This is a genomic window from Lactobacillus sp. B4026 (assembly GCF_026535825.1).
GTDB classification, from domain to species: domain Bacteria; phylum Bacillota; class Bacilli; order Lactobacillales; family Lactobacillaceae; genus Lactobacillus; species Lactobacillus panisapium.
This window is the reverse complement of sequence record NZ_JAFNPD010000004.1, coordinates 17,171-40,986: the sequence shown is the minus strand read 5'-3', so window position 1 is coordinate 40,986 and position 23,816 is coordinate 17,171. Positions and strand designations below refer to the sequence as shown.

Genomic DNA, 23,816 nt, shown 5'->3' with positions numbered 1-23,816 from the left:
CAAGGGAGTTCAAACAAATGGTTTACATGCAAAAAGTTCATGGTTCGCAGAACACTTTTTTCTTACTCGATCAAACACAGTTAAAGCAGGCACTTTCACAAGCAGAATTAGTTCGGCTGGCAAAGCAATTGACCAATGCCAAAACGGGTCTGTTGGGTGGAGCAGATGGTCTTTTGGTAGTCAGTTCATCCAGCCACCAAAATGTTCTTGGAAAAATGCAGGTTATTAACGCAGATGGGTCGATTGCCTCCATGTGCGGTAATGGTCTTAGGACCGTTGGGCGCTATTTAGCCGAAAAATATCACCAAAATTCGTTTAAAGTTGAGACCCAACAAGCGGATCTCAAGGTGAGTGTTGAACCCGACTGGGCAGAGAGCGTCAAAGCGATTAGTGTTGAAATCAGCCCCGTCAGCTTTGCCAAGCAGGATTTGCCTTTTGACCAGTTGAATTGCAATCAGCTCATTAATCAAGAAGTGCCCGCTTTTGCCCCAGACTTAAAATTTACTGCTGTGGCTGTCCCCAACCCGCATTTAATCAGCATTGTTTCTGCGGAAGTTTTAGCCAGTTCCTTATTAGAAAAACTCGGCACCAAGCTCAATCAACCGAATCCATATTTTCCCGATGGCGTGAATGTCAGCTTTGCCCAAGTGATTGATTCACGGCACCTCTTTGTCCGTACTTTTGAACGTGGGGTTGGTTTTACTAATGCTTGTGGCACGGGAATGTCGGCCGCCAGTTTGGTATTTGCACTAACGCACCAGCAGGAAAAAGTTTTTAATCACTTACTCACCGTTTCCACTCCAGGCGGCTTCGTTCAAACTAGAGTACACCAGCAAGAAGATCATTATTGGATTGAGCTCATCGGTAACGCTACCGTCACACATAATATCAATGCTGACGAAAGTTTATTTCACCAGGATTTGCCGGACTTCAGTCTTTTTCAAGTTGAGCAGACCTCAGAAAACGCGGCATATCAAGCCTTTATTTCAAATAATAAATAGTAAGCAAGCTTGCCCTTAAATTAGAAATTTTGTATTTATATAATATATGTTTTGCTTAAAAATGTAGCCTGGCAAAAATAAGTAATTTAGTTAATCATAATCTGGTAAAATAAGTTGAATTATTTTTAGATTTTGATCAAGAAAGTTGTATAAAAATGAAAAAGAAAGCATTAAAGCTAATATTACCCGCCATCCTCGTTTTGCTTAGTTGTGGAAAGCTGGCAGGCGCACCTAAAGTCCAAGCAGCGGTCACAACTGCCAACATTTCTGCTATGTCGCCGAGTAAAAACGCAGCCAATTTCATGGATTTTATTGCCAAAAAGAAATCGCTGACATCTGCGCAGAAAAATGAGGCCAAAAAAGCAGCTAAGTTGCTTAGAACAGGTAAGCTTGGCGCTACAGCGGCTCCTTCTTGGTTTACTACAACTGTCAAATTAGGTAGTCCTGATGATGCAACTAGTGCGGCTAATATTGCTGCATCCCTTCCCAACTTGACTAGTCTTAACCAAAAAAGGGCTAAGCTTGGTGAGAAGCGGCTAAAGATTTCTCTTATTTCAACCGCAATCTCAATGATTGATAGTGACTACCAAAAGCGTGGCGGACTCGCACATCCGCAATACTATCATTATGCTGGTAACCTAGAAAATCTTGCTGCTGGTGGTAATCCAGTTACTATGTGGCTGGGTGAAAAAGCAAACTGGAAGTGGGATGTTAAGAAAACACCTAGTCTTGCTCGCTATCAATTTGCACCCAATTGGAGCAATAAGAAATACACGCACGCAGTTCTAGGAACAAATGGTTACAAAACCGCCGGACATTATACTAATGTCGTTAACAAAAATCATCGGGTAATGGGAATGGCTCACATGACGCAAAGCCCTGACTATGGCTATGTTGATGCCTACAATGCTACAAATAAAGGAGCCAAGAGCGCGATTACACTAACTAAATATCGCGCCTTAGTAAAAGAATGGTTAGCTAAAAAAGGATAAAAGCTTTTTAAAACATTGAACAAAAGTCTGCCAGCTTTGGTAGGCTTTTTTACTAACATTAATTTTAAAAAGGCCTTATCTGCCAGTTTGAGGTGCTTTTCTGGACTTTCTTTTTCTTTTTGATGAAGTACAATGTTTTTAGTAAAGCGATTACATATAAAAGGAGTGCTAGATATGGCAGAACCAGATTATCAAAAATTAGTCAATGATATGCGTAAAGAATTTAAGGAGGGTGATGACAAGCGTGACGCAGGCTTGCCAACCCACATTCCCGAAGTGGAGCGTTTCGATAATATTCCTTATGGTAAGGATCCCAAATATCAGATATTAGATGTTTATTTACCAAGTAAGCGCACCGAGGCTAAATTACCTGTCATCGTCAATATTCACGGGGGCGGCTGGGTTTATGGCACCAAAGAAACATATCAATTTTACTGTATGGCACTGGCTAAAGAGGGTTTTGCCGTTGTAAATGCGAATTATCGGTTAGCTCCTGATGTTGTTTATCCAGGTGAACTTGATGATGTTAATCGCGTTTTTCATTGGGTAGCAAACACTGCTAATGCCCAAAAATACCAGTTTGACCTTGATAACGTCTTCATCGTCGGCGATAGTGCTGGCGGTCAAATGGGAGAACAAATTTTAGCAATTTATACCAATGAGAATTACCGCAAATACTTTGGCTATGCGTTACCACAACTAACGATTAAAGCTGCTGCACTTAATTGTGGTGCTTATTTCTTAACGGAAATCAATTCAATCGCAGGAGCACCAGAAGCATATTTCCGGCCAGAAATTCGCTTAACTGAACATGAGCAGCTAAACGTTGAACAATTTTTAACAAAAGACTTGCCGCCAATTTACCTAATGACTTGTACGGATGACTTTTTACGCGACAATGCCTATATGCTTTCGGGTTACTTACATGCTAAGGGCATCTTTCATGAAATTCACTTTTACGGTGATGCTGAGCACCGCCGCGAGCATGTTTTCCATGTGAACCAAAGAGACGATCTAGCTAAAAAATGTAACTTAGATGAATTAAACTTTTTCCGCAAGTATTTAAATTAGAATTTCATCTCGTTGTAAAATAATGGTTGAACTAACAAGGTAGTTCAATCATTTTTTTGACTAAAGGAGGAGTTTCTAGTGCCTGATAAACACGAACTGGTCCAGTTAGATAAACTACCGCTATACATTGAAATTCACCAGCAAAACAATGAGTCAGACGTGGCGCCGCATTGGCACCAAAGTATTGAACTCAGTTTTACCATGCGTGGTCAAATTGCTCACTTTATTATTAACGGTGTCGATCATCATACACATCCAGGCGAGATCTTAGTGATAAATTCCCAAGTTGTTCACAGCGTCCGAAGCAGTACTTCCTCTTGCTCGGACTTGATGCTTACCATGCTTTTTCCTTATTCACTGGTTTTACAAGTATTTCCTGAAATGGATCAATATATGATTGACCTTAAACCACTAGCCGAATTATCAGTGGAACAAATCGCTCAATATCACCACTTACAAGCTCTACTTAGCCGGATTACCGAGACAAAGTTAGCTAATGACAGCGAATTTCAAAACTTGGAACTAACAATTCTGAGCTATCAGGTGTTAGAAATTTTACTTAAGTATTTTTTACGGACTCGCGACAATAATAGTCAGCTATCAAGCAATCTATTAATTACTGGGCACTTAAGGCGAGCATTAGATTTCATTCAGGATCATTATCAAGAACCATTTTCATTGCAGGATATTGCAGATAGCTGCCATTTAGCACGACAATATTTACAACGAATTTTTCGGCAAAACATGGGCATTACTTTGGGTAAATATATTAGAAATTATCGTGCTCAACGTGCCTATCAAGAATTATGCGGTACTTCTCACACGCTAACAGCCGTTGCCATGAATAACGGCTTTAGTGGTGTCAGGTCTTTGAATCGGGCGATGGTCGCTAATTATGGGCAGACCAGTATGCAAATTCGCAAAGGTTCCTCAGCGCCAGATTCAGGCGACTGAAAGCGTTATTTCAAATGGAAAAAGCAAGTATAATATTAACGAAAACGATTTATAGCTGAAGAAATGAGGAGCTAGTATGAAAAAAGTTAATCCAAAATCTGGATTGTTCAAAGTTGCCTTATTATCAATTTCTTTATTATTGATGATAGCGCCACAAATTTCATCGGTACTGCCATTAATGTACTCATCATTCCCAGATGTCTCACGTGCAGCCGTTGAAACTTTAAGTACTATTCCAAATATTGGAATAGTTGTTGGCTTAGTATTAAGCCCATTTTTAATCAAATTATTGGGTACCAAAACAACCGTAATTACGGGTCTTATTATTGCACTTCTAGCCGGAACTTATCCGATGTATGCCACTGGCTATACCCTAATTTTGGTATCACGTTTCTTACTGGGTGCAGGAATTGGTCTATTTAATTCCCTTGCAGTTAGCTTATTATCCAAATTCTATGCGGGCGATGAACTATCAACAATGCTGGGTTTCCAAAATTCAATGGGTAGTGTAGGAGCAGCTATTTTTTCATTTTGTGTCGGCATATTAGCAGTTAATGGCTGGCACGCAACCTTCGCTATTTACCTAGCGGCTTTGCCTATTCTACTGTTGTTTGGCTTTGTGGTTAAATTACCTGATCAACAACCAACTGATAGTACTGACCAATCAGCTAACCGGGAAGAAAACAAAATTAATGCCAGCGTGATTGAAATCGCCATCGTTATGTTCTTTATGTATGTTTTCTTTATGCCAATGTCTTTCAAACTACCGCAATTGGCAACAAGCCAGAAAATTGCAAATGTTAGCCAAATCGCTTTCGTTTCAAGTGTAGTTACACTTATTGGAATTCCTGTAGGCATGTGCTACGGCTTTTTGAAAAAGAAACTGCATGATTTGATTCTACCGATCGGTTTGTTTTTACAAGTTGCCGGCTTGCTTGCAATTGCATATGCTGTCAACTTGCCAATGTTATTTGTAGCCGTTATCGTCTTAGGTGCTGGCTTTGGCCTATCAGTTCCTTATATTTTTAACTGGCTGGATGAAGCAGCCCCGAAAAATTCCGTTAACTTTGCTACAACAATTACCCTAGTATTAGTAAACATTGGCTGTGCCGTTTCACCAACTATCATTAACTGGCTTGGTGCCACTTTGGGTTCAGGTACTCCACGTTCTGACATGACAATGGCTGGAATTGGAATGGCAATTTTGTTCTGCTACAGTATTGTGCACTACTTCCAAATTAAAAAACAGCATAAATAAAGCAAAAAACGACATTCTTGTTAGAATGTCGTTTTTAGTTACACATTTACTATGATTATGAACATAAAAACCGTGAGTTAAAGATTTAACTTTAATTGACGGTTTGTTTTTTACCCAAATAATTACTGCTTATTTTTTTGCCACCGTGAAAACCAAAACATCAACAATGGCAAAATGATAAAGCCAAATACCATCATGAATATCGCATACCAATTGACACCAACGACTTTGCCATTTTCAATAATGCCAAACTGTGCTTGCCAATTGTACTTCACTAATAGAAAAATGACTAAAGCAATCGATAAAAGCGGTACGATGATGTCTGTCCAAATGTTCTTTGGCGCTGGCAAAATCGGTTCCTTGTTCTTACCAAAGTAAAAACAAATGACCGCTAGGGGCACAATCATAAAGCCTAGAAACCGCACCATTGCACTCAGTGTAATCAAATTTACCATATTATATTGAAAAGCAAGTGGAACTAAGATTGCTAAAGCCTCAGAAATAAAGAAGGTTCTAACAGGAAAGTTTCTTTTGGTTCTTTTCGTGAGTGAAGAAGGCAACTGATTTTCACGCGCCATCGCTTCTAAAATCCGAGGTGCATTAAAGCTTGAGGCCACATTGATGCCCAGCATTGATACTAATGCTCCCACCAAGATTACATCGCGCAAGATTTCATTATTAAAAATTGCACTGATTGCTACTACCTGTTTAGTCGTCATCAATGCTTTCGGATTTAGCATCAAAGCAACAGCCACTACCCCAATATAAATTGCAGCAATAATAAAAATTGCCAGCGGAATAGCCTTAGGCAGGTTCTTTTCTGGCTCCTGCATATCGTCAGACCCAGAAGCCACCGATTCAAAACCGGTAAAAGCGTAAAAAGCAGAAACAACAGCCATCACGAAACCTGTGGTTGTCAGTGTCGGGACAATTCTGTGGCCATTTTGCGTGATTTGGTCAACCATTGTTAAGTTGTGTGACGCCCCCGTTGTAATCAAAAGTACTACGCCAGCGACAATAATTAGCACTAATGCAAACAACTTTCCTGCTGTCGCGAGGTTCATTACCAACTTGACAAATTTTTGACCAAATAAGTTAATCACTGAAATTATTAACATTAAAACCAAAAAACCAATGGTTACATTTAATACGCTGTCTGGATTGCCACCAAAGATGGAAATCGTTGACTTAATCACACCTACTGCCATTACTCCCCAAGCAACACTAGCGGAAAAATAGCGCAGAATGCCAACATAAAAGCCAACATTTTCACCAAAAGCAGCCTTTGTGTACGCATACGAAGCACCAGACTTAGTCACATATTTGGCCGCAGCCGAAAATGAAATGGCCAAAATCGCTGCAAAAATTGCTGCAATTAAGTAAACAATCAAAGACTTGCTGCCTGCCTGAGTAACAACACTTCCGGGAGTTAAAAAAATACCGGAACCAATAATTGAGTTAATTGCTAAAAGTACAATCGACCAAAAGCCTAACTTGTCATTTGCCTTCTCATTTGTGTTCATAATTATCTTCTTTTACTTTGCATTCTCAATAACGAACTTAAACAAATTATTTTGGAATTTAGTATCTGGATTTTTGTGAAGCATTTCTGGATGCCATTGAACAGCCAAAACATTGCCAGCCTTGTTTTCCAAGCCCTCAATAACACCATCACTTGCATGGGCAACTTCAATTAAGTCCGGTGCGACATTATTAATTAGCTGATGATGGAAAGAGTTTACCATAAATTCTGTCTTGCCTAATGTTTGAGCAAGTACACTTCCCTCTTTTACTTTCATTCCATGCGTTGGCAAATCTGGCGTATGTTGTTGATCATGCTTAAGCGTCTGTTCTTTGCGGTAAGCCACATCTTGATACAGGCTGCCGCCATGAGCAACATTAATAATTTGTGCACCCCGACAGATTCCCAACACCGGCTTACCCATTTCTTCGGCCAACTTTAAAAGAAGCATATCAAAATGATCACGAGCGGGCCAAATTTCACCAATATTAGGCTTGAGTTCTTCACCGTATAGATGCGGATCGACATCATGCCCACCAGATAAAATCAACCCTTGAACATGTTCCATTTGTGCTTTAACTACATCATCATTGCCAGTAAACGGAATAACATATGGCACACCACCATTTTGAACCACTGAATCAACGTAATCTTCATTAATATAGCTACGGCGATACCCGAGAAAAAGACCCTCAGTATCAATCATTTCCGAGCCAGCAATTCCAATAATCGGTTTTGTCATTTTCTTCTCCTACTTTTTTAACTCTAATTTTCTATTTTTATTATAGCAATAAATTTAAGTTTAAAGGGAAAATCTGTTTGCCAATTGGTTTAGCCTATTAACGTTAATAATTAGTTGCCTTCATCTTAAAGCTATTATTTTCATTTGAGTTAATATTTCCTGGGAAATATTAACCGCGGATTTGGTTAACGGATAGTAGGTTAGAGTTAAAGTCTTAACTCTTGAGTGTCCTTATTAAAAATTGATTTAGCCAATTTTTTCGTTCCATACTAAGTACCTACTTTTTAATAAAGAAAAACACTGCTAATTAGATTACCTACAACCTAATTAGCAGTGGATAAAAAGCAGTATTAAATAAAATAAGGTTTAGGCAAAATTCAGTCCTCAAGTTCAGAGTTATTAGCAAAATACTGTATCAACGGCACTAATCTGTTAGCAACAGTTTTCACCCACCTTTTAATTTTATTTCATTCCAAAGTTTATTCAACTTTTTCAAAAACCTCACAAACCATTGGCGCTTGGGGATAAAAAGCGCGTTTTTTACTTTCATATTCTTTCTTGAAAAAATCATCGTGAATTTGTCGCCAATTTTTGTAGGTACCATCGCCTTCATGATAAGCATGTTCAGCGGAAATCTGATTGTAGGGGACAATCTCAACAACTTTTTCACGAACCACGCAAACTGGTTTACCAGCTTCATCAAGAATAACACTCAATTCCCCCACTTGAGGCAATGGCTTATCTTCGTAAAATTCATATGCAGAGGTAGTCGCTGTTTTGATGCCACGGTTGACTTTATCAGCTAAACCGTTTTTGTCTGTACCAAATGACCAAGCATCATACTTGGTACTCTCATCCCAATTATGCTTTTGACAAAAATCACGCCAAAATTCTTTTACTTCTTGTTTCATTATAACCACCATTCTGGCGTCAATTCGCTCATTTTTACTACCTTATCATGCCGATAATCCATCATTACTTCAACATTCTGGTAATCTTTTTCCATCAACTGGACGATAAATTCACGGCATGCTCCGCATGGCGCAACATTTTTGCCATTTGACATTAGGGCTAAGACACGTGACACCCTCGTTTCGCCCTGCGTAATCATATTAAAAAGAGCATTTCGTTCAGCACATACTCCAAGACCACATGCCGTATCAACGCAAACTCCTGTATAAATTTTTCCTGACTCACTTAAAACAGCTGCAGCTACCCCGCCAGCTTCCATATGTTCGCCAATCTGATGAAACCTCTGCACTTGGCTAGCGGCTTCATACATTTTTTGCCATTGCTGATCCATTATTGTAATTCTTTCAAAATATTCTTATTTCTTTATTTCTTTTGCCATTAAAATAAAGCGATAAATACCGCCATTAGAAGCCTCGTCTTCTGACCCAGTAATGCGATAGCCTGCTCGTTGGTAAACTTTTTGCGCCCGCTTATTGAATTCAGCAACCGATAAAATAATTTTATGGTACTTGCCAATTTGCTTTACATAGTCTTCAATCATTTGCATTAACTTTATGCCAAGGCCATGTCCCGTTAACTCCGGCGCCATCCCTAGTCCAACTTCAACCTGACCATTCCTATCTTCAATCGGATCTAAACAAAAGAAGGCTGTCAACTGGCCATCATCTGCCAAAACTTCAAAGTAATGGTCTTTTCGCAATGCAGGCGTAATAATTTCATCGTAATCTTCCTGGTCATTTTCCATATCATAAAAGGAATATTCACCATCATAATGCCATTTAGTAGCAATTATTTCTGCATTTTTTTGCGATAATTGCTGATTTTGGCTAAAAACTATTTTCATTTTAAAAAATCTTTCAATTATAGTAATAAAATAAGGTTTAAGATAAGTTAATTATACTATAGAATTTTGCTTAAATATAGATAAGATCTTAATTGGTTTATTTTAATAATCAATCGTTTTTTCATTAAACTGGAAAATTGTAAAAATTAGACATGCAAAAACGCTTCTGCCTGCATTACAAGTAGAAGCGTTTTTTAGTAATAATATCTTTTACAAATTAATTCCTTGTCCACCAGTTGCACCATATACTTGACCAGTAACATAACTAGCCAAATTGGATGCTAAGAAGATATAAATAGGAGCTAATTCATCAGGTTGACCTGCTCTATCGAGTGGCTCTTCATGACCAAAGCTAGGTACACCAGATTTTGGCTGACCACCACAAACTTGTAATGGTGTCCAAATAGGACCAGGAGCAACACTGTTAACCCGAATTCCCTTTGAAGCAAGTTCTTGTGCAAGGTTAATTGAAAAGTTAGCAATCGCTGCCTTGGTGGAAGCATAATCCAATAAAATTGGCGTTGGCCGGAATCCTTGAACTGAAGTAGAAGTTAAAATGACACTACCTGGTTTCATATGTGGAACTGCAGCCTTTGTCATTTCAAACATCGAAATAATATTAACTTCAAAAGTATCATGGACGCTATCAAGGGACAGTTCTTCTAAACTGTCAGAGTGTTGCTGGATGGCAGCATTCATAACCAATAATTCCAAGCTACCAAATTCTTTTACAGCATCATTAACAACACGTTCAGCTTCACCGCGTTTACGTAAATCTGCTGGAAGCAAAACTGCCTTGCGACCGGCCTTTTCGATCAATTCGGCAACTTCTTTGGCATCTTCTTCCTCATCTGGCAAGAATGAAATAGCAACATCAGCGCCTTCTTTAGCAAAACCAATTGCTACCGCACGACCAATTCCGGAATCGCCGCCAGTTACTAGAGCGTGGCGCCCAATTAGTAATTCATGACCTTCATAATCAGCCATATCACCATCAGGTTTAGGATCCATTTTGCTTTGAAGTCCAGGGTAGTCTTGTGATTGCTCTGAAAATTCTTCATTGCGGTAACGAGTTAACGGGTTTGATAAATTATTATCCATACTATGATCTCCCTTCTTAAAAATCCACCTTCAATTTACAGCGTTTGCATACGCAAAACAAAATATATGCTTACAATATTTAACAAATCATATTCTTTGATGTATTAAATTTTTCGTTTTATGATGGTGTTGATAATACTGTAGTCAAGGAGGCTATACCTATGATTAATACGTATAAGAAATTTTGGAAAAACATTTTCAACTTTTCTGGGGTTGCAAGTTTAGGTGAATATTGGATTCCAGTAATTATTAACATAATTCTAGGATTTGTTTTAACCTGGATTGTGCAAACAATTTTAGGTCATTCCATTGAAGATATTTATACTTGGGGTGACTGGAGCGCTAAGACAGGTTCACTAGTTATTAGTTTTATTGTTTGGCTTGCCACTTTATCACTAAGCATTCGGCGTTTACATGATACTAACCGCTCGGGTTGGTGGATTTTAATTAATGTCCTGCCGTTTATCGGCCAGATCTGGTTTGTGATATTAATGCTCTGGCCTTCACGTCCAAATAATTATTAATAAAAAACGACTCAAATTAAACGTACGTAATTGACACAGTTAATTTGGGTCGTTTTTATTTATTAAAGATTGTTTTTTATCAAGTGCAAACTTACTTTAATGGTGAGTTATTGCACTTTTTCTTTTCCAGCCAAAATTCCTTCTAACCATTTTTTGCGGTCATCGCGGCAAACATCTAAGCTCTGCTCTTTAATTGCTTCATCATAAAAATTAATTTTGCGATCTATTATTTTCATTGATTTTTTTAAAGCAGCGATCTCTTCCGTTACCTTTTGTCGTTGCTGCAGAAACATTGCTTTTCGCTGCTCGGCCGTATCAATGCCTTCTCCAACTAGCTTTAGGTATTTTTTGATTTCTTTTAATGGCATACCGGTTTGTTTCAGGCAAATAATGGTATTGATAGTAATTAAGTCGCTGGCTTCAAATTCACGAACACCACTTTTATTTCGCTTTACAAAGTTGAGTAAACCAATTTTCTCATAATAGCGCAAAGTGTAAGTACTAACTCCGAGCAAATCACTTAAATCCTTGATTTGGTATTTTTTCATCATGTTCTCCTGCCACTATTTACCAATCATAATTAACTTACTAAAAATAACTACTTTGTCTTTAATATTAACACTTTCTATCAACTAATAAACTAGCAAAAAAATTTGACTTAGAGTTGCTCGAAGGCAATATACTTTGTATTAATTAGAAAAAGAGGTGCTTTCAATGAAATTATTAATTTTAGCAGCAAACGGTCAAATAGCACGTTTAGTTGAAAATCGGCTTTTAGCTGAGCCAGAATTCCAAGATATCAATTTGACGGTTGGCTTGCGCAACGCCCAAAGACTGGCAAATTTAAAACCTAAGGTAAAAGTAATGGAAGTTGACTTAACTAATGCTAACGAAGTAAATGATGCCGTTAGCGGCCAAGACATGGTTTTTGTAGCAGTAGTTGATCATACCGTGGGCAATGTCATTACTAAAAATGTAATTAGTGCCATGAAAAATAACCATGTTTCACGTGTAATATTTACTAATATTTTGGGTATTTACAATGAAGTTGGCGGCGAATTTGGTCGGTGGAATCACGAATACACATTGCCCGGTTTGCAAACTGCAATTAATTCGGATAAGCTGCTTGCCGAGTCCGGCCTGCAGTATACTACCCTGCGTTTGCCATGGCTCAACGATCGAAATGAAATCAAATATACCATTACTACTCATGATGAGCCGTATGTAGGTGTTTCAGGTTCTCGGCAAAGCATTGCAGACGCTATTTTAAAAATAATTCGGGATCCGAATCTCTACGTTAACGATAGTATTGGCATTGCTGATCCAGCAACCCAAGGTGAAGATCGACCAGTATATTAAGGAGAAAATCAAAGTGAAAGCAGGAACATTTATTAAACCAGGCAAAGTAGAATTAAAAGACTACCCGATGCCAGAATTAAAATCAGAAAATGATGCAATTATCAAAATCGTCCGCTCTTGTGTCTGCGGCTCAGATTTGTGGTGGTTCCGTGGCATATCGCAGCGCAAGGCAAATTCGACTACCGGACACGAAGCAATTGGTATTGTTGAGCAAGTTGGTGCTGAAGTAACTCAAGTTAAACCCGGCGATTTTGTTATCGCCCCTTTTACGCACGGGTGTGGACATTGTGCCGCATGCTTAGCAGGGTTTGATGGTAATTGTTTTAATCAGGGAAACGAAATTAACGGTGGTTACCAAGGGGAATACCTCAAGTTTCACAATGCTAATTGGGCCCTAGTAAAAATCCCCGGCAAGCCTTCTGATTATACTGCTGAGCAGCTAAATGACTTTTTAGCATTAGCAGATGTCATGGCCACTGGCTACCATGCAGCTGCTAGCGCAGAAGTAAAAACTGGCGACACAACAGTCGTTTTTGGTGATGGTGCAGTTGGCTTATGCGGTGTAGTCGCAGCTAAACTACGTGGTGCAAAACGAATCATTGCCATGAGTAGGCACCAAGATCGGCAAAAATTAGCTATTGAATTTGGTGCAACTGACATTGTGCCAGAGCGTGGTGACGAGGCTGTCAAGCGGGTATTAGAGCTAACTAACGGTAATGGCGCCGATTCGGTTTTAGAATGCGTTGGTACAAAACAGTCAATTCAAACTGCACTGCAAGTTGGTCGTCCGGGCGCAATTGTTGGCCGTGTAGGTGTGCCTCAGAATCCAGCAATTGATACAACTGCTTTATTCTGGAAAAATATTGGTTTGCGTGGTGGTATTGCCCCCGTTACTACTTACGACCGCGATATTCTGCTTGATGCGGTTTTAAGCGGTAAAATTCATCCCGGTAGAGTTTTTACCAAGAGTTTTAAATTGGCACAAATCCAAGAAGCCTATGAAGCAATGGATCAACGTGAAGCAATTAAATCTTTATTAATCGTTAACCAATAAGTTAATTACTCTTATTTTGGAAGGGAAGTAATTAAAATTAACATCGTCTTTATTAACGCTAGTCAAAACCGTTCAGGAACTACTAGTCGCATGGGGCAAAATTATTTAAATGGCCGAAAATACCAGCAAATCAATCTTGTTGATTATAAAATCTACCAAATTAACCAAAGCTATTCTGACGACCAATTTGACGAGGTTTTTACAAAATTACAACAAGCTGATTGGATTATTCTCGGTACCCCAGCCTATTGGCACTATATGAGCGGCTATCTAAAAACATTCATTGAAAGAATCGGTCAAAGCAAAGATTTTAATACTTTAGCCGATAAAAAAATATCTGTTTTTATCCAAGGGACTGATCCAACAGATGCCATTAAGCCAGTAACTGATGTTATCGCCCGTTTTGCCTCTGTTGCCAACATGAACTTTGTTGATATTCAAGAACAATTTATTAATTAAAAATGTGAATAGAATGTTTCACGTAAAACAATTTGACACTATTAGGAGGTAAGAAAAATGAATAAGAAGCTTAATCTGCTGAAAAAACTGGCAATTTTTTTAGCAATCATTGGCCTAGTCGCAGGAACAGCCGTAATCACAACACGCTTAAATTCTGATTCTAGTTCTGTTACGGCCAAATCCAAAGCAAAAAAGAAATTTGTTAAGCCGCGCCATACTAATCAAGGTGCCAGACGGGTATTTATTAACGCTAGCCAAAATAAAGATGGTAATACGGCCAATCTTGCCAAAAAACTATTTGGAAGCAGCTCATACAAACAAATTAATTTAGTCGATTACCACATTCCCCAAATTGGTCAAGGAGATGGCGACTTCCCTAAAGTATGGAACCAATTAAAAGGTGCCGATGTTATCGTTATCGGAACTCCTGTTTATTGGTCAAATATGTCGGGCTATTTAAAAACTTTTATTGACCACCTAAACATCAATAATGACCTTAAAGGCAGTGATTTATACGTTATTGTCCAAGGAGCTGACAGTAACCAAACTTTGGCTATTAATTCAACTTATGGAACACTAAACCGTGTTTCTAAAAGATTTGGTCTGAATTTTGTTGGTATCGCACAGACAAACTCACAGGCAAATACTTTACACAATAAGATGATTGGCAAAAAATAATTTAATAACTAAAACGCATCCCTTGTGTAACAACGTTTATCTCAGTCATAGTAGTTCTTATAACTGCTGTGACTTTTTGCTTTAACACTTTTTATTCACTCTTAAATAAGCTAATTAATTATAATAAGACGTTAAAGAACTAAATGTACCACCACAATTTTTCTGAGCGTATCAAACCAATCTCTATTATGCCCTTGCTATAATGAGGTAACAGGAGGTGTATTTTATGCACATTGAAAAATACTTCGTTAATTGGTCACAAACTTTATTACGCGCCAAACCAACACAGCAAATATTAAAACAAATTGGCCAAACAACCAGTCATATGCCAAAAATATGGCAGGAATTGCACACCAAAAATTATTCTTGGACTCAAGCTGGATTGGAACAAGTGCAGAACTTATTACAATACTGTGCGGGCCACAGCAAACAGGTTCAAGTGCAGTTAAAGCAACTCTCTCATGAAGCCAGTGCCCAGTTAATCCCCGTTTTTAAAAACCAAAATTTCTTAAAAATTTTAGCAGACAAAATGAAACTGCCGCCGCAAACTGTTAAAACAATCCAAAATCTGCTAAATAAGTTTACTAACAATGGTAGTCCCTTCTCACCCGCAAGCTTGTTGATAATCGTGTTATTCATTGCCATGGGTGCGCAAGTACCGCTGCTTCTCAAAGGATCATTTAGCGGTAAAAAGGTCTTAGTGACCGTCACTACCATTTTAGATTATGTTGCAACGGCACTGCAATTGGCTCAACATTTTCAAAAAAATAAAAATTAAGGAAATCGGTCATTACGACTGAGAATTTAAAAGCACCTCTACTTTTTTAAAATCAAACAAAGGCACTTATAACGGCTTAATAGTAGATTAGAAGCCAAAAAGTGAAACATGATTCCGGTAATTTACCAGAGTCATGTATTTTTTTGCAAAAAATTTTCTAGTCATGCAAAAACCCCATAATTAATTATGGGGCTTAACTTCATTATAAGTACTTCGTTAGAGCAGTTTAATTAGTGGACTAACATTAACTGCTGGATTTTTTATTACTTTGATATTTCTTTATGCCATCACTTAAGCGCTGCAAACCGTCTTGAACCATTGCTAGTGGACAAGCCAAGTTAATCCGCAAAAAGTCAGCGCCATTACCACGATAAATATTCCCTGGTGAAACAATTAATCCAGTTTCCTGGCGTAAGAACTGCGCTAATTCTGCTGAATTATGACTAACTTGTTGAACATCAAGCCACATTAAATATGTGGCATCTCCCGTAATTACCTTAAGCTCAGGTAGATTTTTGGCAATAAAATTAGTGGCATAGGTGAAATTATCGTTAAGCTGAGCAATTAAAGCTTGGCGCCAGCTCTGCCCCTCAGTATAGGCGGCAATAGTACCTGGAATTGCAAGCAAATTTGGCTCAGCCAATTCATCGCTATTAAGACCCCGATTAACAATTTCACGTAAATTATCATTAGGGATAATCGCAGTCGCTGCATGAAGTGCCGCAACGTTAAAAGTTTTACTAGGAGAAACTAGCGAAATAATGTTTTCACGTGAAACACCATTAACAGCAAACGCCGGTGTATAATCTTTGCCAGTTCTGACTAGATCGCCATGAATTTCATCTGACAAAAGAACCACGTGATGCTTAAGACATAAATCTGCTATTTTTTGAACTTCTTGCTTTGTCCAGACCTTGCCAATCGGATTATGCGGATTACAAAAAATCATTAGCGTTGTTAATGGTAATGCCAGCTTTTGCTCAAGGTCCTGCCAATCAATTTGATAATTTTCACCAGTAAAATGCAAATCACTTGCTAGAACGTGACGACCATTGTTTTCGATCGAATTGTAAAAGACATTATAAACCGGTTCTTGTACTAAGATATTATCGCCTAGGTGGCTAACACGACGTACAATTGAAGAAATAGCGGGCACAACGCCAGTTGTAAAAATCATCCAGTCAGGATCAGGGCGGTGGCTGTGCTCTTTGTCATACCAATCTGCAACGGCATTGAAATAAGCAGCACCAGGCCATTCATAGCCAAATGCTTTTAAGTTAATTTTTTCCTTCATCGCTGCAATAATTTCCGGAGCGGTTTGAAAATCCATATCAGCCAAAGACATTGGTAGTTCACCTGGCTCAACATCCCACTTAATAGAATCTGTCTTGCTTCTGTCCGGTGCATTGGTAAAATCGTAATTTGTTTGCATATTCATTCCTTTGGTTTCTGATTTTGATCTGAACGAGCTACTTTTACTTCAATCTTAGCACAGTTTATTTTAGTCTTCGCAGGATTTATTTTGGCCGGATCCATAATCAATTTACCTATGCATGGCGCAGCTATTTTACCAGAAATTGGGTTTTTTACACTATCGATTTTAGTCACAATATCCGCATCAAGGTTAGAAACATATTCAAAGGCTAAATCAGTATGAGTCAGACTCACATTCGTCAAGACCAAATTGTCGATATAATTTAGTCCCTGACTGCTTTGAATTTTACAGTTAATATATTTGACGTTTTTACTATTCCAGGCTAGATATTCACCATCAATAGTTGAATCATAGACCGTTACGTTTTCACAATTCCAAAAAGCATCCTTAGAAATAAAAGTCGAATTGTGAACCTCAATGTTTTTGGCACCGTCAAAAACATAATTGCCTACTACACTAACATTATCTAAATAAATGTCACTGCTGTCTTTGCCGAAATAGTCCCCGTTAATTTGACTATTAGTGATTTTAATTTTTCGGCACGTCCACATCGTTTCTTCAGCATTGGCAAAGTGCACACGCTCAAGAACAATTTTTTCAGAACGCCGAAACAATTTAGGAGCTTGCATAGCTGAATTATAAATTGAGATATTTTTGGTATACCAAATACCACTGCGAGCCATCGTTTCAAAAACCGAGTTCTCAACCCTAATATCATCATCGTACCATAAAGGATATTTCCATTTAAAAACGGAATTCTTTAGTTTAATCCCTTTTGCTTCTTTAAGCGGCGATTCGCCATGACCAAAAGTAACATTTTCTATTTCACTGTTACTCAAGCCAAAAAGAATTCTTTCACCCTCAAAATAGTGGTCTCTAATATTATTCATTACTGCTTCTTTCCTAAGTCTTAAAGTTACTAATCTTATACTGCTATTATTTATCAAAATAGCACAAATTGAAAATACTTATTATTAAGGCTTTTCAATTACTATTAGTTATCACAACTTAAGCACGAATTAGAAATTTATTTCCTAGGAAATAGGGAGATAGATTCTGACTTAATTATCGAGCAACTTTAATTAAGCACTGTAAATAAGCAAACTATCACACTTGGTTTTTAGTTTCCATCTCAATAAATTCAGTAAAGCCACCCTTTTCAGCTCGTTTTTGACCAACTATTTTTAGAAACTCCTCTTGGCTAACACCCTTAAACTTCAAATAGGCCCTGATAACTTCATAAACATCGCCTAGCTCTTCAACCAAATTAGTCTCACTTGTTGCGTTGACAACTTCTCCAGTTTCTTCAATTAATTTTTTCTTTAGAGCTGGTTCAATTTCACTATGTGTAAGGTGACGATAATTAGCATCTTTAGCAAATTCAGGTATTTTATCTCTAACTAATTTTTTCATATTTATTCACCCTCTTATTAAAATCATTATACTATTTAGTTAGTTTAGTTTTACATCTTTTTATTGACATATATATCGGGCCACGATATATTTAATATATCGACATCCGATATACTTTATCTGGAGAAAGAGCATCACTCACAATGAACAAACAACAAAATGCTTTAACTGAAGCATACTATTACATATTATTGTCTCTATTTAAGCCGCTTCATGGCTATGGCATTATGAAAAAGATAGCAACAATGACTAATGGTCGTATCAACATAGCCGCTGGTACATTATATGGCGCACTTAGCAAGTTAGAACAGTACCAATGGATTAGTGCTTTGCCAAATAGCAGCTCTGAACAAAGAAAGCAGTATATTATTACTGACAAAGGAAAGGACGTTATTTTAGCTGAATTTAAGCGATTAAAAGAATTAGTCAAAAATGGACATTTGATAATTGAGGGAGAAAACCAAAATGGAAAAGAAACGAATTAGGTGGTTTTTACCAAGCAAATACCATCAAGAAGAAGATCGGCTTAATAGAATGGCAGAACAAGGCTGGCAACTGAAAAAAGTCTCTGGTCTAATTTACACTTTTACTGATACCGAGCCTGCTTACACTTACCGTCTAGATTTTAAGGCAAAACTATCAAAGAGCAAACGTCAAGACTACTATAGTTTCTTAGCAGATACCGGAATTGAAAAAATTGGTCAGAGGGGTAAGTGGACATACTTTCGCAAACTCAAGTCAGAAGGTGCATTTGATCTCTATTCAGATCAAAAATCCAAGTTACAGTTTTTGTTTCGCATCTCTAATCACCTGTCAAACCTGTTCATAATACCCCTTTTTCTTTTTACCGTATTTATTTCAGAAATTATTAGCGGGATTACTGATCAGCCTGCATTAATTGGAGCGATTGCCTGTTGTATAATTTTCTTTGTCTTTGATTTCTGTCTGATCATCCAAATAATAGAGCTAAAAATTCAGAGAGATCAAATAAAGCAGAAAGGATAAGAGTGACAAAGTCCTAATTTCAACTTAATAGGGCTTAGTCATATTAAAATAGAGATTCAATTCAAAGCAATATTAAGAAAACACCAATTGTTAGCCACTGAATTTGATGATGCTCAATCACAATTACTAGCTAGTCGATGCGGGCGTGATCTGTTAATTGGAGATATTATTAATGTCGGAACTGGTTGGTTTTCTGACAAATCTATTTCAGCTGATACCAGCTTTCAAGAACTGCTAATTGCTAATTTAAAACTGATTAAGCAAAAATAATGTTCTCACTGAAATATAAAACTATTAGTGGTCCACAAAAAGCGATCAAACTTTTACCAGATGTTAAAGTTTGATCGCTTTATTTTTTATTACTAATATTCGTTCTATTACCCGGGAAATAAGCACTTCGTTCTACTTAATTGGCCTGCTTTAAGGACCGTTTCATGCTATAATCAGTTTAAAGGGCCACATTCTTATCCTAATATAGCCTTAACTGCAGAAGCAGGAATAAAGACATGGTTATCAGGAGTAATTGCAACCACGTAGAAGGGACAGCAAATGAATAATGATCAACTAAAAGTAATACCTATTAATACCAAAGCTAAACTAGTTTCTATCAACCATGAACCTACACTTTGCGTAATCAAAGCACAAAAGCTCTACGAGTTTGACGAAAACACTTATGCCAAATTAGCCGAGTGTGACTTTCATAACGGTACAATTGAAGTACAAGTACTTAGCCAGCTTTTGCCAGATGCTCCAGATTTTGCTCGCGGTTTTATCGGCTTAGCATTTCGCATTAATGAAGATGATTCAGCATTTGAATCTTTTTACATTAGACCTACTAATGGTCAAACAACCGATCCGGTAAGAAAGCAGCATGCAGTCCAATATTTTTCCTACCCCAAATATAACTTTGAATATTTCCGCACTCATCACATTACAGACTTTGAAGGACCAGCAAATATTGCTCTTAACCAATGGATTGATTTACGTGCAGAAATAAAGGATGAAACTGGTAAATTTTATCTTAATGACCGTCTTGTTTTGAAAGTCGATCATTTAAAACACGGTGCATCACCTCGGGGAACTATTGGTTTCTTTGTTGATATTGGCACCAAAGGTTTCTTCAAAAATTTGCAGATTACGCCAGCTGATTAAGTTATTCTAGCAATTATTTTTGCTTGGTCTGACTATTTTTTATACTATTCATCATCAGAACTATTTTCAATTTGTTTTAAATGAATAACTAAGTATAAACGCTCACTGCTATTTAGCTGATAATGCATTTCTTGGTAAAAATAATCCTGCAGTTTTTTTAGAGTCCCCTTTAATTCAGGAAACTGTTTCAAAAATGCGGCCAAAATTGTTTGATTATCAGCTGAAGTTACAGGAAGATAATCCTGATTATTTTGTATTTGCGTAATTAAAAATCTTAAATGAACCGTTAAGCGCTCAAGTGTTGTTGGCTGCTCTGGATAGCCTAAGTCTGCTATTATGATTTGAAGAACTTTACTCAAATGCAAACTCGTGGCATTTTCACTTAACTGCTGTTTTTCATTGATGGGCGTTATTTCATTTTCCACAAAATGAATTGCAATTAATCCCGCTTCACCGGAAGGCAAATTAACATTAAAAGTTGAGTTAATCCAGTTAACACTTTCAAGTGCTTCACTATACTCCAAAGGATAGACATTTTTCACGCTGACTAAGGAAGAAACATCATTTCTTTTATTTCTTTTAACGGCAAAATAAATATGGTCTGCCAAGCTAATAATTAAAAACTGATTGAAAGTCGTATTGAGCTTTTTCTCGGCATGATCAACAATATTTTTAGAAACGGCTAAATATTCCAGCGGTACATTTTCTAGTAAACTCGATAACGAGTTAAGCCATTCAGGGTCCTTGATATTTTTAATAAAAGTCTGAACCCCCTTAGTCTTAACAACTTCATCCCCTGGCTGTTTTTTAAAACCGATGCCATTACCAAAAAGTATTGCCTGTTCATGTTTTTCATCATCGACCAAAACAACGTTATTATTAAAGACTTTAATAATCTTCATACTCACATTCCTTATTCATCATCAGCTTCATTTTCGCTTGCATAATCATTCATATAAATCATTTGTTCTTTAGCCTCATTAACTAATGCGGCTATTTTTTTAGCAGAAAGGTGGTCGCTGGGATCCAGTACAATTGACAATGCCAATGCTAAATTAGCGCCAGTAATAACGTTTATCCTTGGATTTTTGATTAGTTGGGTACAATTCTGATTAACACTGCCACCCAATAAATCGGTAAGGAGAAAAATCTGTTCTTGTGGTTCAAATGTAGCAATCAAATTGGTTAATTCTTTAATTGGAAAATTATTTTTGCCATTACGATAAGCACAAATATAGTGCAAATTGGGTATATCGCCAGCAAAAAAATTAATTGTATCGGCCATTCCCTGAGCCATCGTTTTGTGAGAAATAATTACTATTTGTTTCATATCAAGCCTTAAATATTCCTAATGCTGCGCCGACCATTGCAATAACAATTACCATTAAAATTAGGGTGGTCATTTTTCGCCCCTTTTTCAGCATCCAGTACAGCAAGCCAGTTAATAATACCGGCAGTAGTCCCGGCATAATTTGATCTAAAATTTGTTGACCCGTAAGTGAGACGCCTGCCTGACTAAATTTTAAAGCTAATTTAAAATTCACTGTCGAAGGTACTATAGCGCCAATGACCGCGATTCCTAATACTGATACGGCATCAGTTAAAGCAGCAAGCTGATCACTCATATTGGTCATTAAAGATGCACCTGAGTCATAGCCAAGTTGGTAAAGAAATGAACGTAAAAAGAAAAATAATACATAAACGGCAAAGTAGATCCACATGCCAATACTATTGCCATGCTTTCCCATCGAAGCAGCAATTGCGCCTAAAACCGTTGGGAATAATACCCAAATTAAGGCATCACCAATTCCCGAAAAAGGCCCCATCAAGGCAGTTTTTAAATCCTGAACAGCTTGCAATGATTTGGTTTTACCTTTTTCTTCTACGGCCAAGGTTGCACCAGTAATAATGGGCGACATCCATGGATTACAATTATAAAATTTAAATTGATTATCGATTGAAGCTTGTAAGCCATCTGGATCGCCACGATAAATTTTACTGAGCGCTGGAAACAACTCCCAAACCAAAGTTGCTGCAAAGCCACTATCATAGTTATATGTACTAATAGCAAGGTAGTGTCGTCTCATTGCCCGCCAAATATCTTTTTTCGTTAGAATTCTGCCGTCTTGTTTTGCCGTGGTATTATTCATCTTCCATATCCTCCTGAGTTAAACCAGTAGCACTTGCTGCAGCACTAGTTTGATTTGTTTTATTTGAATAATTCATAAATGTTGGGATGGCGCCAGCAACGCCAATTAAGGCTACCCCTAAGACCGGCATTTTTAAATAGGCAGATAAAGCAAAACCAACTAATAGCCAATAGCCATACTTTTTTAATGGCATGTATGATAACAGCATGGCCATTCCAACTGCTGGTAGCATTCCTCCGGCAACATTTAAGCCAACCGTAAACCAGGTAGGCATCAAGTTCAAAATGCTATTAACAACTGTTTTTCCAAATAACACTGCAATAAAAACAGGGACAGCTGATTCAAGTGGCATTAAAGCTGTCATTACCGGAATTAACATTCTCATTTTGCGATATTGCCGGTTATTGGCTAATTCGTGCGCTTTATTGGTAATAAATGAATTGAGAATTTTAAGTAAAACATCCAGTTGTATGCAAAGCATTCCTACGGGTACACCTAGTGCCAATCCGGCTGCCATTCCTTTACCAGTCCCGATTGCTACAGCAGTTGAAATCATTGCACTAACAGCATAATCCGGTGCAGAACTACCACCTAACGCCGCTACTCCTAATGACATTAACTGGATCGTTGCACCAACAACTAATCCCATTTGAAAATCGCCTAAAATCGCACCAACTATACATGACCAAAACATATAATTCATTGGTACAATTTGCGTTGTTTCAAAATCTAGTCTCTGAAGATAGGCTAAAATTGTAACCAAAATTACTTGTCCAATTGTGAAACCCATTGTTAAGCACCCGCTTTTCTATTTTTCAAAATTTTACCAACGTCAACACTTTCATCTTGCGGAACATATTTAGAAATCACTTTACAGCCTGCATCTAAAATGGCCTGGTAAGTTTCTATTTGATTTGGCTTGATATAGGCCCTATTCGTTACTTTAAGTGCTTCAGTGTAAGTTAACGTTCCGCCTAACACGAGCTCTTTGATATCCTCGCCTTGCTCAAGTAATTCCAAGAAAACATCAGGTGTCTGAGAGACGATAAAAACTTTCTGCCTGTCATATTTATGCGCCTTAAAATTAGTTAATGCCGTTTGTTTAGAAATTATGGATACAGCCATGCCAGACGGCCTGCCTAATTTCATCGCTTGCTTTTTTTGCAAATCATTAGCTACATCATCATCAATTACCATTACGCGCGTAGCGTTAGCGTTGGGTGCCCAACTAGTTGCTACAATCCCATGAAGTAATCGGTTATCAATTCGTGCTCCTACTATCGACATTTTTTCCTCCTAAAAAATAAGAGACCAAAACAAAGACTCTTAATATCACTAGTAAAAAGTGCATT

The 23,816-nt window shown here is 37.6% G+C and carries 30 protein-coding genes; 15 read left to right on the top strand and 15 right to left on the bottom strand.

The features are described 5' to 3' along the window. The first annotated feature begins 17 nt into the window (after positions 1-17). From dapF to J3U69_RS04865, 5 genes are all read left to right on the top strand, one after another. Positions 18-1,001 (top strand): diaminopimelate epimerase, encoded by a 984-nt coding sequence (gene dapF, locus J3U69_RS04885; protein WP_267413225.1) that lies wholly within the window; start codon positions 18-20, stop codon positions 999-1,001. A 155-nt stretch (positions 1,002-1,156) separates the two neighbouring features. Then, on the top strand, positions 1,157-1,993 hold the full coding sequence (locus J3U69_RS04880) for a hypothetical protein (protein ID WP_267413224.1): 837 nt from the start codon (positions 1,157-1,159) through the stop codon (positions 1,991-1,993). A 174-nt stretch (positions 1,994-2,167) separates the two neighbouring features. Next, complete coding sequence (locus J3U69_RS04875; protein WP_267413223.1) at positions 2,168-3,064, top strand: alpha/beta hydrolase; 897 nt, start codon at positions 2,168-2,170, stop codon at positions 3,062-3,064. A 78-nt stretch (positions 3,065-3,142) separates the two neighbouring features. Beyond that, positions 3,143-4,018 (top strand): AraC family transcriptional regulator, encoded by an 876-nt coding sequence (locus J3U69_RS04870; protein ID WP_220234945.1) that lies wholly within the window; start codon positions 3,143-3,145, stop codon positions 4,016-4,018. A 76-nt stretch (positions 4,019-4,094) separates the two neighbouring features. Beyond that, positions 4,095-5,276, top strand: a complete 1,182-nt coding sequence (locus tag J3U69_RS04865; RefSeq protein ID WP_267393432.1) for an MFS transporter — start codon at positions 4,095-4,097, stop codon at positions 5,274-5,276. 122 nt (positions 5,277-5,398) lie between these two features. On the opposite strand, the gene J3U69_RS04860 is transcribed toward J3U69_RS04865, so the two are convergent. From J3U69_RS04860 to J3U69_RS04835, 6 genes are all read right to left on the bottom strand, one after another. Then, positions 5,399-6,799: an APC family permease gene (locus J3U69_RS04860; RefSeq protein WP_103752569.1), complete on the bottom strand. Its 1,401-nt coding sequence runs from the start codon at positions 6,797-6,799 to the stop codon at positions 5,399-5,401. A 12-nt stretch (positions 6,800-6,811) separates the two neighbouring features. Next, positions 6,812-7,540, bottom strand: a complete 729-nt coding sequence (locus J3U69_RS04855; protein WP_267413222.1) for a gamma-glutamyl-gamma-aminobutyrate hydrolase family protein — start codon at positions 7,538-7,540, stop codon at positions 6,812-6,814. A 479-nt stretch (positions 7,541-8,019) separates the two neighbouring features. Further along, a complete protein-coding gene (locus tag J3U69_RS04850; RefSeq protein WP_267413221.1) occupies positions 8,020-8,451 on the bottom strand; it encodes an ASCH domain-containing protein in 432 nt (143 codons plus the stop codon). Further along, complete coding sequence (locus tag J3U69_RS04845) at positions 8,451-8,843, bottom strand: cytidine deaminase family protein (RefSeq protein WP_267413220.1); 393 nt, start codon at positions 8,841-8,843, stop codon at positions 8,451-8,453. Before J3U69_RS04845 ends, J3U69_RS04850 begins: the two co-directional genes overlap by 1 nt. A gap of 24 nt (positions 8,844-8,867) precedes the next feature. Continuing rightward, positions 8,868-9,356: a GNAT family N-acetyltransferase gene (locus J3U69_RS04840; protein WP_267413219.1), complete on the bottom strand. Its 489-nt coding sequence runs from the start codon at positions 9,354-9,356 to the stop codon at positions 8,868-8,870. Between the two features lie 210 nt (positions 9,357-9,566). After that, positions 9,567-10,457: an SDR family oxidoreductase gene (locus J3U69_RS04835; protein ID WP_103752574.1), complete on the bottom strand. Its 891-nt coding sequence runs from the start codon at positions 10,455-10,457 to the stop codon at positions 9,567-9,569. 161 nt (positions 10,458-10,618) lie between these two features. On the opposite strand from J3U69_RS04835, the gene J3U69_RS04830 reads away from it, so the two are divergent. Next, positions 10,619-10,981, top strand: a complete 363-nt coding sequence (locus J3U69_RS04830; protein ID WP_103752575.1) for a DUF805 domain-containing protein — start codon at positions 10,619-10,621, stop codon at positions 10,979-10,981. Positions 10,982-11,088: 107 nt separating this feature from the next. On the opposite strand, the gene J3U69_RS04825 is transcribed toward J3U69_RS04830, so the two are convergent. Continuing rightward, complete coding sequence (locus J3U69_RS04825; protein WP_267413218.1) at positions 11,089-11,529, bottom strand: MerR family transcriptional regulator; 441 nt, start codon at positions 11,527-11,529, stop codon at positions 11,089-11,091. Positions 11,530-11,695: 166 nt separating this feature from the next. On the opposite strand from J3U69_RS04825, the gene J3U69_RS04820 reads away from it, so the two are divergent. The 5 genes from J3U69_RS04820 to J3U69_RS04800 all read left to right on the top strand — a co-directional run bounded on the left by J3U69_RS04820 (position 11,696) and on the right by J3U69_RS04800 (position 15,309). Then, positions 11,696-12,340, top strand: a complete 645-nt coding sequence (locus J3U69_RS04820) for an NAD(P)H-binding protein (RefSeq protein ID WP_267413217.1) — start codon at positions 11,696-11,698, stop codon at positions 12,338-12,340. 13 nt (positions 12,341-12,353) lie between these two features. Next, positions 12,354-13,394 (top strand): zinc-dependent alcohol dehydrogenase family protein, encoded by a 1,041-nt coding sequence (locus tag J3U69_RS04815; protein WP_267413216.1) that lies wholly within the window; start codon positions 12,354-12,356, stop codon positions 13,392-13,394. 30 nt (positions 13,395-13,424) lie between these two features. Further along, positions 13,425-13,853 carry a flavodoxin family protein gene (locus tag J3U69_RS04810; protein ID WP_323848320.1) on the top strand — a complete coding sequence of 143 codons (429 nt, stop codon included), beginning with the start codon at positions 13,425-13,427 and terminating at the stop codon, positions 13,851-13,853. A gap of 57 nt (positions 13,854-13,910) precedes the next feature. Then, a complete protein-coding gene (locus J3U69_RS04805; RefSeq protein WP_267413215.1) occupies positions 13,911-14,531 on the top strand; it encodes a flavodoxin family protein in 621 nt (206 codons plus the stop codon). A 226-nt stretch (positions 14,532-14,757) separates the two neighbouring features. Continuing rightward, entirely contained in the window at positions 14,758-15,309 is a 552-nt protein-coding gene (locus J3U69_RS04800) for a hypothetical protein (RefSeq protein WP_220232500.1), read from the top strand. Positions 15,310-15,553: 244 nt separating this feature from the next. Here the strand turns inward: J3U69_RS04800 and J3U69_RS04795 are convergent, their stop codons facing one another. The 3 genes from J3U69_RS04795 to J3U69_RS04785 form a co-directional block, all read right to left on the bottom strand. Further along, positions 15,554-16,741, bottom strand: coding sequence for a MalY/PatB family protein (locus J3U69_RS04795; RefSeq protein ID WP_267413307.1), 1,188 nt, complete (start codon positions 16,739-16,741; stop codon positions 15,554-15,556). 2 nt (positions 16,742-16,743) lie between these two features. After that, positions 16,744-17,634, bottom strand: coding sequence for a DUF3737 family protein (locus J3U69_RS04790; RefSeq protein WP_267413214.1), 891 nt, complete (start codon positions 17,632-17,634; stop codon positions 16,744-16,746). A 217-nt stretch (positions 17,635-17,851) separates the two neighbouring features. Continuing rightward, positions 17,852-18,157 carry a nucleoside triphosphate pyrophosphohydrolase gene (locus J3U69_RS04785; RefSeq protein ID WP_267413213.1) on the bottom strand — a complete coding sequence of 102 codons (306 nt, stop codon included), beginning with the start codon at positions 18,155-18,157 and terminating at the stop codon, positions 17,852-17,854. Positions 18,158-18,300: 143 nt separating this feature from the next. On the opposite strand from J3U69_RS04785, the gene J3U69_RS04780 reads away from it, so the two are divergent. The 4 genes from J3U69_RS04780 (at position 18,301) to J3U69_RS04765 (ending at position 20,314) form a co-directional block, all read left to right on the top strand. Further along, positions 18,301-18,642 (top strand): PadR family transcriptional regulator, encoded by a 342-nt coding sequence (locus tag J3U69_RS04780; RefSeq protein WP_267393404.1) that lies wholly within the window; start codon positions 18,301-18,303, stop codon positions 18,640-18,642. Further along, positions 18,623-19,162, top strand: a complete 540-nt coding sequence (locus tag J3U69_RS04775) for a DUF2812 domain-containing protein (protein ID WP_220220370.1) — start codon at positions 18,623-18,625, stop codon at positions 19,160-19,162. The genes J3U69_RS04780 and J3U69_RS04775 overlap by 20 nt, the downstream gene beginning before the upstream one ends. A gap of 87 nt (positions 19,163-19,249) precedes the next feature. Further along, positions 19,250-19,432, top strand: coding sequence for a hypothetical protein (locus tag J3U69_RS04770; RefSeq protein WP_220220371.1), 183 nt, complete (start codon positions 19,250-19,252; stop codon positions 19,430-19,432). Positions 19,433-19,711: 279 nt separating this feature from the next. Beyond that, the gene (locus tag J3U69_RS04765; protein ID WP_267413212.1) at positions 19,712-20,314 is read left to right on the top strand and encodes a hypothetical protein; all 603 of its coding nucleotides are present in this window, start codon (positions 19,712-19,714) and stop codon (positions 20,312-20,314) included. 44 nt (positions 20,315-20,358) lie between these two features. Here J3U69_RS04765 and J3U69_RS04760 read toward each other — a convergent pair whose 3' ends face one another. The 5 genes from J3U69_RS04760 to J3U69_RS04740 are packed head-to-tail and all read right to left on the bottom strand — an operon-like array spanning position 20,359 to position 23,751. After that, positions 20,359-21,216 carry a PRD domain-containing protein gene (locus J3U69_RS04760; protein WP_220234961.1) on the bottom strand — a complete coding sequence of 286 codons (858 nt, stop codon included), beginning with the start codon at positions 21,214-21,216 and terminating at the stop codon, positions 20,359-20,361. Between the two features lie 11 nt (positions 21,217-21,227). Continuing rightward, positions 21,228-21,644 (bottom strand): PTS sugar transporter subunit IIA, encoded by a 417-nt coding sequence (locus J3U69_RS04755; protein ID WP_220220374.1) that lies wholly within the window; start codon positions 21,642-21,644, stop codon positions 21,228-21,230. A 1-nt stretch (position 21,645) separates the two neighbouring features. Further along, positions 21,646-22,464: a PTS system mannose/fructose/sorbose family transporter subunit IID gene (locus J3U69_RS04750; protein ID WP_220234962.1), complete on the bottom strand. Its 819-nt coding sequence runs from the start codon at positions 22,462-22,464 to the stop codon at positions 21,646-21,648. Further along, on the bottom strand, positions 22,457-23,254 hold the full coding sequence (locus J3U69_RS04745) for a PTS mannose/fructose/sorbose/N-acetylgalactosamine transporter subunit IIC (RefSeq protein ID WP_220220376.1): 798 nt from the start codon (positions 23,252-23,254) through the stop codon (positions 22,457-22,459). Before J3U69_RS04745 ends, J3U69_RS04750 begins: the two co-directional genes overlap by 8 nt. 2 nt (positions 23,255-23,256) lie before the next feature. After that, on the bottom strand, positions 23,257-23,751 hold the full coding sequence (locus J3U69_RS04740; protein ID WP_267413211.1) for a PTS system mannose/fructose/N-acetylgalactosamine-transporter subunit IIB: 495 nt from the start codon (positions 23,749-23,751) through the stop codon (positions 23,257-23,259). Between the last annotated feature and the right edge of the window lie 65 nt (positions 23,752-23,816).

Bases quoted from the DNA above. Each gene is read 5' to 3' on its own strand.
- dapF (WP_267413225.1), top strand. From the start codon at position 18: ATGGTTTACATGCAAAAAGTTCATGGTTCGCAGAACACTTTTTTCTTA.
- J3U69_RS04880 (WP_267413224.1), top strand. From the start codon at position 1,157: ATGAAAAAGAAAGCATTAAAGCTAATATTACCCGCCATCCTCGTTTTG.
- J3U69_RS04875 (WP_267413223.1), top strand. From the start codon at position 2,168: ATGGCAGAACCAGATTATCAAAAATTAGTCAATGATATGCGTAAAGAA.
- J3U69_RS04865 (WP_267393432.1), top strand. From the start codon at position 4,095: ATGAAAAAAGTTAATCCAAAATCTGGATTGTTCAAAGTTGCCTTATTA.
- J3U69_RS04860 (WP_103752569.1), bottom strand. From the start codon at position 6,799: ATGAACACAAATGAGAAGGCAAATGACAAGTTAGGCTTTTGGTCGATT.
- J3U69_RS04855 (WP_267413222.1), bottom strand. From the start codon at position 7,540: ATGACAAAACCGATTATTGGAATTGCTGGCTCGGAAATGATTGATACT.
- J3U69_RS04850 (WP_267413221.1), bottom strand. From the start codon at position 8,451: ATGAAACAAGAAGTAAAAGAATTTTGGCGTGATTTTTGTCAAAAGCAT.
- J3U69_RS04845 (WP_267413220.1), bottom strand. From the start codon at position 8,843: ATGGATCAGCAATGGCAAAAAATGTATGAAGCCGCTAGCCAAGTGCAG.
- J3U69_RS04840 (WP_267413219.1), bottom strand. From the start codon at position 9,356: ATGAAAATAGTTTTTAGCCAAAATCAGCAATTATCGCAAAAAAATGCA.
- J3U69_RS04835 (WP_103752574.1), bottom strand. From the start codon at position 10,457: ATGGATAATAATTTATCAAACCCGTTAACTCGTTACCGCAATGAAGAA.
- J3U69_RS04830 (WP_103752575.1), top strand. From the start codon at position 10,619: ATGATTAATACGTATAAGAAATTTTGGAAAAACATTTTCAACTTTTCT.
- J3U69_RS04825 (WP_267413218.1), bottom strand. From the start codon at position 11,529: ATGAAAAAATACCAAATCAAGGATTTAAGTGATTTGCTCGGAGTTAGT.
- J3U69_RS04820 (WP_267413217.1), top strand. From the start codon at position 11,696: ATGAAATTATTAATTTTAGCAGCAAACGGTCAAATAGCACGTTTAGTT.
- J3U69_RS04805 (WP_267413215.1), top strand. From the start codon at position 13,911: ATGAATAAGAAGCTTAATCTGCTGAAAAAACTGGCAATTTTTTTAGCA.
- J3U69_RS04800 (WP_220232500.1), top strand. From the start codon at position 14,758: ATGCACATTGAAAAATACTTCGTTAATTGGTCACAAACTTTATTACGC.
- J3U69_RS04795 (WP_267413307.1), bottom strand. From the start codon at position 16,741: ATGCAAACAAATTACGATTTTACCAATGCACCGGACAGAAGCAAGACA.
- J3U69_RS04790 (WP_267413214.1), bottom strand. From the start codon at position 17,634: ATGAATAATATTAGAGACCACTATTTTGAGGGTGAAAGAATTCTTTTT.
- J3U69_RS04785 (WP_267413213.1), bottom strand. From the start codon at position 18,157: ATGAAAAAATTAGTTAGAGATAAAATACCTGAATTTGCTAAAGATGCT.
- J3U69_RS04780 (WP_267393404.1), top strand. From the start codon at position 18,301: ATGAACAAACAACAAAATGCTTTAACTGAAGCATACTATTACATATTA.
- J3U69_RS04775 (WP_220220370.1), top strand. From the start codon at position 18,623: ATGGAAAAGAAACGAATTAGGTGGTTTTTACCAAGCAAATACCATCAA.
- J3U69_RS04765 (WP_267413212.1), top strand. From the start codon at position 19,712: ATGAATAATGATCAACTAAAAGTAATACCTATTAATACCAAAGCTAAA.
- J3U69_RS04760 (WP_220234961.1), bottom strand. From the start codon at position 21,216: ATGAAGATTATTAAAGTCTTTAATAATAACGTTGTTTTGGTCGATGAT.
- J3U69_RS04755 (WP_220220374.1), bottom strand. From the start codon at position 21,644: ATGAAACAAATAGTAATTATTTCTCACAAAACGATGGCTCAGGGAATG.
- J3U69_RS04750 (WP_220234962.1), bottom strand. From the start codon at position 22,464: ATGAATAATACCACGGCAAAACAAGACGGCAGAATTCTAACGAAAAAA.
- J3U69_RS04745 (WP_220220376.1), bottom strand. From the start codon at position 23,254: ATGGGTTTCACAATTGGACAAGTAATTTTGGTTACAATTTTAGCCTAT.
- J3U69_RS04740 (WP_267413211.1), bottom strand. From the start codon at position 23,751: ATGTCGATAGTAGGAGCACGAATTGATAACCGATTACTTCATGGGATT.